Origin of the sequence: Nonomuraea sp. B12E4 (assembly GCF_039871825.1) — a bacterium.
In the GTDB taxonomy this organism is placed as follows: domain Bacteria; phylum Actinomycetota; class Actinomycetes; order Streptosporangiales; family Streptosporangiaceae; genus Nonomuraea.
This window is the reverse complement of the sequence record NZ_JBDPME010000010.1, coordinates 329,765-338,771: the sequence shown is the minus strand read 5'-3', so window position 1 is coordinate 338,771 and position 9,007 is coordinate 329,765. Positions and strand designations below refer to the sequence as shown.

The window sequence follows — 9,007 nt, the reverse complement described above, 5'->3', positions numbered from 1 at the left end:
ACCGCCCGCCCACCCCCACCGGTGCCGTACGTGCCCGCCCACCCCACCCCCGCCCCGGATGGCCGCCGGGATTCATACCGCTGCGTCCGCGCCGCCGTCTGGGTTACGATCACGCTGCCCGGCACCTCTGCCGCGCCGTGAAGTGCTCGTTCTCCGGCATCGGCGGCCCGCCCGCAGTTGGAAGGACATATGCCGCACTCCGACGACCTTCTCTGGGGAGCCGTAGGCGACCTCTCCCGTGTCGCGACCCTGCTGACCATGGCGGAGCGGGCAGTGCGCGGCCCTGCTCGACCGCGCGGACCTGGCCCTCACCGGGATCGTCGAGCTGGGCTCGGGCGCCGGCCTCATCGAGGGCAGGCCCCGCTGAGCCCTCCCCCAAGCCTCCACCTGATGACGGACCCAGAAAGGCAGTGGCGATGAAGCTGGCCAAGATCGTGGTCGCGGGTATGGCGGCCGCGCTCGCGCTGAGCGCGTGCGGCGGCGGAGGGGGCGGGGGCGAGCCGAGCGGCGCCACGTCCTCCGGCGGGCTGGAGAAGACCCAGCTCCTCGTCGGCGTGGTGCCGGTGCCGTCGTCGGCGCCGCTGTTCATCGCCGAGAAGCGCGGGTTCTTCAAGGAGGAGGGCCTGACCGTCAAGACGGAGATCATCCAGGCCCCGCAGGCGGTCATGCCGAAGATCCTCAACGGCAGCATGGACGCCTTCCTGACGAGCTACGTGTCGCTGATGGCGATCAACGACTCGGGTGCGGCCAGGCTCAGGCTGTTCCAGCACAGTCAGGAGGCCGCCCCGAACGTCGCCGGCGTCGTGGTGGCCAAGGGCTCGCCGATCAGGACGGCGGCCGACCTCAAGGGCAGGACGATCGCGGTCAACGTGCTCAAGGCGCTCGGTCAGACGCTGACCAACGCCCACCTGCAGGAGGCCGGGCTCAAGCCGGAGGACGTCAAATACGTGCCGGTGCAGTTCGCCGACCAGCTCGGCGCGCTCTCCTCGGGCACGGTGGACGCGGCCTGGCTGGTGGAGCCGTTCCTGACCGCGGCCAAGAAGAGCGGCGCCACCCAGGTGATCGACACGACCGACGGCGTGACGGCCGGGGTGCCGATCGACGGGTGGGGCGTCACCGAGAAGTGGATCGACGACAACCCGAAGACGGCCGCCGCCTTCCACCGCGCGCTGGCCAAGGCCCAGCAGATCGCCGGGAAGGATCGGAAGGCCATCGACGAGGTCGTGCCCACGTACACGCAGATCCCGGCGGACGCGGCGGCGGCGATGACGCTCGGGAAGTTCTCGATGGAGGCCGACAAGGCGAGCGTGCAGAAGCTCGCCGACCTGCTGACCGGCTACGGCTATCTCAAGGCCAAGGTGGACGTGGCTCAGCTCTTCGCGCCGCCGCTGGGATGACGCGGTTCGAGCGGGGGATCCTCGGCGCGCTCGGGGTGCTGGGGTTCCTCGCAATTGTCGAGGTGGCCGGGCGGACCGGGCTCATCCCCGCCGCGGTGCTGCCGCCCGTCTCGCAGGTGCTGGCCGTGGCGGCGGTGCTGCCCCTGGAGGAGCAGTTCAGGTCCGACGTGCTGGCCACACTGGAGGCGTGCCTGAGCGGGCTGGTCATCGCCGCGCTGGTCGCCGTGCCCGCGGGGCTGCTGCTCGGCACCGTGCCGTTCCTTGAGCGGTCGGTACGGCCGCTGGTGGAGTTCCTGCGGCCGATCCCGTCGGTGTCGCTGATCCCGCTGGCCATGTTCCTTTTCCCGGCCAGCCAGGACGCCAAGACCGCGCTGGTCGTCTACACCTGCTCATGGCCGCTGCTGATCAACACCCTGTACGGCCTGAGCGACGTCGACCCCCTCGCCAAGGACACGTTGCGGAGCTTCGGGTTCGGCCCGCTGGCGGTGGTGTGGCGGGTGAGCCTGCCGAGCGCGGCGCCGTTCATCGCCACCGGGGCGCGCATCTCCGTGTCGGTCACCCTGATCGTGGCCGTGAGCGTGGAGCTGCTGGCGCCGGGGGACGGCGGGATCGGCGCGTTCCAGTCGCTCGCGGGGAGCGCCGCCCGGATCGACCGCATGCTGGCGGCGACCGTGTGGGCCGGGCTGATCGGCCTGGCCGCCAACCTGCTGTTCACCGCCGCCGAACGCCGCCTGTTCCGCTGGCACCGGGAGAGCGCGGGGGTGACCTCGTGAGCACCGGCGCGGCGCGGGGCGACCATGCGGGCATCAGATCCACGCCGGGTGGCGGGGCGGGCCGTGCCGTCGTGGTGCGAGGTTCGTTCGCCCGGCGGCTGGGGTGGTACTGGCTGCTGCCCGTGGCCGTGCTCGCCTGGGAGCTGGCCGCCCGCTCGGCGGAGGCCGCCTACTTCCCGCCACCCTCGCGGATCGTGGCCAGGATGCACGAGATGTGGTTCGCCGGGCCGGTGACGCGGGCGTTCCTGACCGACGAGGCCGTGGCCGACCTGCTGCCGAGCCTGGCCAGGCTGTTCGCCGGGTGGGCGATGGCCTGCGCGGCCGGAGTGCTGGCCGGGGTCGCGCTCGGCCGCTCGCACCGGTTGTCGGCCCTTGTGGAGCCGCTGCTGCACTTCGCCCGTTCGGTGCCGCCCGCCGCGCTGGTCCCGGTGTTCCTGGCGCTGTTCAAGATCGGCACGCCCATGGAGCTGGCCGCCATCGTGTACGGCGTCGTCTGGCCGGTGCTGATCAACTCCATGGACGGCGCCCGCCATGTCGACCGGCAGTACATCGAGACCTCCACGGTCTACCGGCTCGGCCGCCTCCAGCGGCTCATCCGGATCATCCTGCCCGCCGCCGCCCCGAAGATCTTCGCCGGGCTGCGGCTGAGCGTTTCGGTGGCGCTGATCATGATGATCATCTCGGAGCTGGTGGGCAGCAGCGAGGGCATCGGGCACCGCATGCTGGAGGCGCAGAGCCAGTTCGACATCCCGGCGATGTGGGCCGGGATCGTGCTGCTCGGGCTGCTCGGCATCGTGCTCAACACCGCGTTCCTGGGCGTCGAGCGGACGGTGCTGTCCTGGCACCGGGGCGCCCGTAGCTGAGTCCCCGCGACCGTGGCCGCCCGCACTCGCGGCGCGGGGTGCCTGAGCGTGGGGTGCCTGAGCGCGGGCTACGCCGGGTGCCACCACGGGTCGGCGGCCGGGGAGCGGTTGACCAGGAAGGCCCGGCGGCGCAGGAAACGGGCGATCGAGGCGGCACCCATGCGGGAGCCGCCGAGCCCGGACAGGCGGAAGGAGTGCTTCTCCCCCTCGTGCACGAGCGCGGTCAGCGCGGCGTCGTTGACGCTGATCGCCCCGGCGCGCAGCCGGGCCGCGACCGCCATCGCCTCGGCCTCCGAGCCGGCGAAGACCGCGGCCGACAGCCCGTAGTCCGAGTCGTTGGCCAGCGCGACCGCCTCGTCCGGCCCGTCCACCGCCATGACCGGCAGCACCGGCCCGAACGTCTCCTCCGTCATCACCAGCATGGCGTGGTCGACCCCGGACAACACGGTCGGGCGGCACCAGTGGCCGCCGCCGTGCCGCTCGATCGTGCCGCCGGTGTGCACGGTGGCGCCCCTGGCCACGGCGTCGGCGATGTGCGCGGCGATCACGTCCTCCTGCCCGGGCCCGATGATCGGCCCGATCGGGCCGCCCTCACAGGTCAGGCCGACCCTGGCGGCCCTGTCCACCAGCAGCGCGAGGAACTCGTCGTGCGCCTCGCGGGCCACGTAGACGCGTTCGATGGACTGGCACGACTGCCCGGCGTTGGCGGTACCGCCCCACAGGACGGCCGCGGCCGCCCGGTCGAGGTCGGCCCCGGCCAGCACGATCGCCGGGTCCTTGCCGCCGAGCTCCAGGAACGCGGGCACGAACGCACGCGCCGCCGCCTGCGCCACCTGCCGCCCGGTCGCCAAGCTGCCGGTGAACACCACGGCGTCCACCAGGCCGACCAGCGCCGCGCCCGTCTCGCCGCCGCCCTCGACGACGGCCAGCGGCAGGTCGGCGGGGACCAGCCGCATCAGCGGCTCGATGAACCTGGGCGTCACCTCGCTCGGCTTGACCAGCACCGCGCAGCCGGCGGCCAGCGCGGGCACGGCGTCGATGAGGGCCAGCAGCAGCGGGAAGTTCCACGGGCTGATCACCCCGACGAGCTCGTACGGCACCGCGTCGCCGGCCACGTGGATCCCGGGCAGGGAGGCGGGGCGCTCGGCCGGGGGTGCGAGAAGTGCGGGCGCCTGGCGTACCCAGCGGTCGATGAGGGCGGCGGTGAGCTGCCGTTCCAGCACCGACTCCGCCACCCTGCCGGTGTCGGCCACCAGCGCGGCGAGCAGGTCGTCATCGGCGGCGAGCGCGGCCCCGAACCGGGTCAGGACCTCGCCGCGGTCGGCGGCCGGCCAGGCGGGGGCGCGCTCGCGGAGCCCCGCCGCGACGGCGGCCAGCCGGTCGGGCGGGACGGGGGCAAGTGGCCGGTCGGTCTGACCGGTGATCGGATTTCGCACGTTCATGAGGCGCGGCCACGGGACATGGTGCTCCTGCGGTGCTCGTCTGGACCGCGGCCATTGTGATCAGGTGATGGGCAGGGCTGTCAACGCACCCGCCGGAACGAAGCGGCCCGGGGTGGTCTCAGCCCCCGGTGACGGGCGGTGTCAGCCGCCCCACCCCGGCACGGCCATCCGGACCGTGAGGGCGTGCTCGACCAGGTTGATCAGCGCGCTCTTCACCGAGTCCTTGGAGCGCGCGTCGAGCCGCACCAGCGGGATGTGCGGCGCCAGGGTCAGCGCGTCACGCACCTCGACGTCACTGTGCGGATATTGCCCGTCCCAGCCGTTGACCCCCACGACGAACGGCAACTGGGCTTCCTCGAAGTAGTCGATCGCCGGGAAGCTGTCGGCAAGACGGCGCGTGTCCACCAGCACCACCGCGCCGATGGCACCCCGGACCAGGTCGTCCCACATGAACCAGAACCGGTGCTGCCCGGGAGTGCCGAACAGGTAAAGGATCAGGTCGCGATCGAGGGACACCCGGCCGAAGTCCATGGCCACGGTCGTGGTCGATTTCAGCGGCGTCATGCCCAGATCGTCGATCCCCGCGGAGGCGTCGGTCATCACGGCCTCCGTCGTCAACGGCATGATCTCCGACACCGCGCCGACGAAAGTCGTCTTGCCCACTCCAAAGCCGCCGGCCACGACGATCTTCGTCGAAGTGAGGCCGGGGCTAGAGTCTGCGAAGTCCACTGAGCACCCTTTCGAGCAGATTTACGTCCGGCCTGCCGGCGTCCAGTTGGGGCTGATGCACGCGGACCAGACCTTCGGCAGCCATGTCAGCGATCAGCACCCGCACGACTCCGAGCGGGATTCGCAGCAGGGCCGACACCTCGGCCACCGACCGCACCTGCCGGCACAGTTGGCTGATCGCCTGGTACTCCGGCGTGATATGGGAGAACTCCCGCTGCTCGGCCGTCGCCGAGGACACCAGGGCCTCCATCGCCAGCTTGACCCGCGGCGCCGTCCGTCCACCTGTCACCGCGTACGGGCGGACGGGCGATGCGGGGTCGGGATTCAGCTGCGGCTGGGACTGGGGCTGGGGCGGAGGAGCCCAACCGCCGCTGTTCCATCTGGGGTCTGTCACCTACATCACCTGGTCTGGCTGGCACGCAACTCGGCACGCACCGCCGGGGTCAGCACCTGACCGGCGCGATCGACCATCAGCGTCATCTGGTAGGCCACCAACCCCATGTCACAATCCGGAGCCGCCAGCACCGCCAGACACGAACCATCACTGATCGACATGATCAGCATCAGCCCACGCTGCATCTCCACGATCGTCTGATTGACCGCACCACCCTCGAACACCCTGGCCGCACCCTGCGTCAAAGACACCAACCCCGACGCGATCGCAGCCAACTGATCAGCCCGGTCAGCCGGAAAACCCGACGAAGCCGCCAACGGCAACCCATCGGATGAGACGACCACCGCGTGCGCGACGCCGGGGACCGTGCCGACGAAGTCAGTGATCAACCAGTCGACTCCACGCGCTGCGTGACTGAGGTCGTTCATACGCCCTCCTCCCTACTTTCACTCCTGGGGCCAGAGGGGAACGCCCTGCCCTCGGTGATGTCGTCCCGTGCCGCCCGGAAGCCCTGCTGGAAGCTGGACAGCCGGTTGCGTATCCGGTCGGGTGAGACCGACGGCATCGGCATGACGCCCTTCGGCGACGCCGACGTGTCGGCCGAGCCGGGGACCAGGTTGGCCTTCGGCACGCGCTTGGGTAGCCCGGCCGCCGTCGCGCCGTCGCGTACCGGCTCCACCACGGCCTCCGCCGCGCTCCACCCCGCGTCCGCCTTGCTCGAACCCCAGCTCGCGCCGTTGTCACGGCCGAACCAGGCGGACTCCACGGCGGCGAAGATCGGCAGGTAGTCGTCTCCCGCCGAGGCGGGCGGGACCGCCGGGATGGGTCCCGTGGAGCCCGACTCGGTCTCGGGGAAGTCGAACCCCGGCCGCTGCGGCGGATTGGTGTTTTGGCTCCAGCCGCCCGGCGGCGGCTCCAGCACGGGCCGCCGGGGCAGGCCGCGGTCGCCGTTCCAGGCCGGACCGCGGGGCGGCGTCCACACGTCGGAGTTGTCGCGCGGCTCGGCGGGCCAGCCGCCGGGCTCGGGCTGCCAGTGGGGTTCACGCGGCGGCCAGTTGGCGCCCGTCTCCGGGTTCGACGGGAACGACGGGTGGCCGGGGCCCATCTGGAACGTGGGCTGCGGCCAGTCCTGGGCCGGCGGAGCGGGCTGCGGCCAGTCGGTGGCGGGCGGGGCGGCCTGTGGCCAGTCCGTGGCCGGCGGTGCGGGATGCGGCCCGGTGTACGGCTCGCCGCCACCCGGCGCGCCCGCGAAGACGGGAGGCTGGTTGCCGGAGAACGACGGCGTTCCGGCGAAGGTCGGGGCCTGGGAACCGAGCATGTTCTCCGGGATGAGCACCATGGCGGTCAGACCGCCGGTGCTGTGCGGGCGGAGCTGCACCCGGATGCCGTGCCGGTGCGCCAGCCTGGCCACCACGAACAGGCCCATGCGCCGCGACACCGACACGTCCACCGAGGGCGCGTCGGTCAGGCGCTCGTTGGCCTGGGTCAGCTCCTCGCTGGTCATGCCGATGCCGGAGTCGCTGATGGACAGCATCACGCCGCCACCGTCGATCCTGCTGCCGGACACCGTCACCCTGGTCTCGCGCGGCGAGAACGACAGGGCGTTCTCGACCAGCTCGGCGATCAGGTGGATCACGTCGTTGACGGCCTGCCCGGCCACCGAGACTCCGTCGGGAACCTGGAGCACCACCCGCTCGTAGTTCTCGACCTCGGACAGCGACGCACGGGCGACGTCCACCAGCTTGACCGGCTGGCTCCACCGGCGCGGCGGGTCCTGGCCGGCGAGGACCAGCAGGTTCTCGCTGTTACGCCGCATGCGGGTGGCCAGGTGGTCCAGCTTGAACAGGTTGCCGAGCCGCTGCTCGTCCTGCTCACCCTGCTCCAGCCCGTCGATCAGGGTGATCTGCCGCTCCACCAGCGTCTGACTACGCCGGGACAGGTTCACGAACATCGCGTTGACGTTGCTGCGCAACCGCGACTCCTCGCCCGCCAGCCGCACCGCCTCACGGTGCACCTCATCGAACGCCCGCGCGACCTCGCCGATCTCGTCGTGCGTGTCCACACCGATCGGGACCACCGGGCCGACCGAGCCCTCGCCTCCCTCGCGCAGCTGCTGCACGGTCTCCGGCAGGCGGTGGCCGGCGATGTCGAGGGCCTCGCCGCGCAGCTTGCGCAGCGGCCTGATGAGCGAGCGGGCGATGAGCGAGATGATCGCGATCACCACGATCAGCAGCAGCAGGATGAGGCCGCCGGAGATCATCGCCGAGCGGTTGGCGCCCTCCTCCAGGGCCCGGGCGCGCAGGATGACGGAGGAGGCCAGGTCTCTCTCCACGCTCCGCAGCGCGTCGATCTTGCCGGTGCTGACGTCGAACCACGTGGCCACGTCCCTGTTCGGCCGCGCGCCGATGCTGAGCTCCCTGCCCTCGGCGGACTGGGCCATGGCCCTCAACCGGAACAGGTCGGTCTGGTCGACGTCCTGGCCCACGACCGTGTTGCGGTAGAGCTCGAGCTGGTCGAGGTTGGCCAGCGTGGCGAACAGCGTCTCCTCGCTCTCCTCGCGCGACTTGGCGTCGGTGAGCGCGGCGAGCTCGCCGCTGTCGAAGCCCTTCTTGTCCAGCGCGCTGGCCAGGATGCCACGCTGTTTGGAGGCCTGCTCCTTGGCCCGCGCGATAGCGGCCGCCGAGCCGGCGGTGTGCGCCACCTGGTCGTCCACGGCGACCTGGCCGACCTGGTCGTGGAACTGCAGCAGGGTCGCGATGATCTGCGAGTACTTCTGGATCATCGGCAGGGGCTGGATCTTGCCGTTGACGGCGGTCTCACGCAGGGTCGGGATCTCCTCCAGACGCCGCAACACCGGCCGGATCGGCTCGGGATGGGTGTCCGTGAGCGCCTGCGACTGCTGCTTGGCCTCGTCGATGAGGCGGTTCACCCCGCTGTGGGTGGTCCGTAGCTGGGCCTCGCGCTCCTTGGGCCGGCCCTGGGCGATGTAGAGGGCGGTCTCGTCACGTTCGAAGGACAGCTCGTGCGTGACGGCGCCGAGTTGCTGGCTGAACTCGGCGACCTCTCGGAGGGTCTGATAGGTGTTGGCGTCACTGAGCGAGGTGATCACGTTCAGTCCGCCCAGACCCACGGCCACGGCCGTGGGGACGACGATCAGCGCGACAAGGCGTGACCGCACGTGCCAGTTGCCCAGCCCGAACCTCTTTGAGGCTGGTTTGGGCAGCCGTTGCCTCTGATGCCCGTGCGGCTCGCGGTCAGCGGAAGCTTCAGCGCTCTGCGTTCTCACTTGCCTTCGCAACCTCTCGCCCCTGAGGGGAATTCTCGGTGACCATGCAGGTAAATGCACGTGGGGCAATTTGTACATCGAGATAAGCGCCATTTGAGCACAGGGGTTGCCCAGGGCCAACCA

The 9,007-nt window shown here is 71.2% G+C and carries 8 protein-coding genes; 3 read left to right on the top strand and 5 right to left on the bottom strand.

The genetic code is table 11. The features are described from left to right. Positions 1-416 precede the first annotated feature (416 nt). Genes ABGB18_RS24480 through ABGB18_RS24470 form a run of 3 tightly spaced genes read left to right on the top strand, consistent with a single transcriptional unit; the run spans position 417 to position 3,033 of the window. Positions 417-1,397 (top strand): ABC transporter substrate-binding protein, encoded by a 981-nt coding sequence (locus ABGB18_RS24480; protein WP_347697905.1) that lies wholly within the window; start codon positions 417-419, stop codon positions 1,395-1,397. Next, on the top strand, positions 1,394-2,170 hold the full coding sequence (locus ABGB18_RS24475; RefSeq protein ID WP_347697904.1) for an ABC transporter permease: 777 nt from the start codon (positions 1,394-1,396) through the stop codon (positions 2,168-2,170). The genes ABGB18_RS24480 and ABGB18_RS24475 overlap by 4 nt, the downstream gene beginning before the upstream one ends. Then, positions 2,167-3,033, top strand: coding sequence for an ABC transporter permease (locus ABGB18_RS24470; RefSeq protein ID WP_347697903.1), 867 nt, complete (start codon positions 2,167-2,169; stop codon positions 3,031-3,033). The genes ABGB18_RS24475 and ABGB18_RS24470 overlap by 4 nt, the downstream gene beginning before the upstream one ends. A gap of 68 nt (positions 3,034-3,101) precedes the next feature. Here the strand turns inward: ABGB18_RS24470 and ABGB18_RS24465 are convergent, their stop codons facing one another. The 5 genes from ABGB18_RS24465 to ABGB18_RS24445 all read right to left on the bottom strand — a co-directional run bounded on the left by ABGB18_RS24465 (position 3,102) and on the right by ABGB18_RS24445 (position 8,776). Further along, on the bottom strand, positions 3,102-4,469 hold the full coding sequence (locus ABGB18_RS24465; protein WP_347697902.1) for an aldehyde dehydrogenase family protein: 1,368 nt from the start codon (positions 4,467-4,469) through the stop codon (positions 3,102-3,104). Between the two features lie 147 nt (positions 4,470-4,616). Further along, a complete protein-coding gene (locus ABGB18_RS24460; RefSeq protein ID WP_347697901.1) occupies positions 4,617-5,204 on the bottom strand; it encodes an ATP/GTP-binding protein in 588 nt (195 codons plus the stop codon). Beyond that, positions 5,185-5,532: a DUF742 domain-containing protein gene (locus ABGB18_RS24455; protein WP_111179488.1), complete on the bottom strand. Its 348-nt coding sequence runs from the start codon at positions 5,530-5,532 to the stop codon at positions 5,185-5,187. Before ABGB18_RS24455 ends, ABGB18_RS24460 begins: the two co-directional genes overlap by 20 nt. Before the next feature lie 71 nt (positions 5,533-5,603). Beyond that, positions 5,604-6,026 carry a roadblock/LC7 domain-containing protein gene (locus ABGB18_RS24450; RefSeq protein WP_347697900.1) on the bottom strand — a complete coding sequence of 141 codons (423 nt, stop codon included), beginning with the start codon at positions 6,024-6,026 and terminating at the stop codon, positions 5,604-5,606. After that, complete coding sequence (locus tag ABGB18_RS24445) at positions 6,023-8,776, bottom strand: nitrate- and nitrite sensing domain-containing protein (protein WP_347697899.1); 2,754 nt, start codon at positions 8,774-8,776, stop codon at positions 6,023-6,025. Before ABGB18_RS24445 ends, ABGB18_RS24450 begins: the two co-directional genes overlap by 4 nt. Positions 8,777-9,007: the final 231 nt, after the last annotated feature.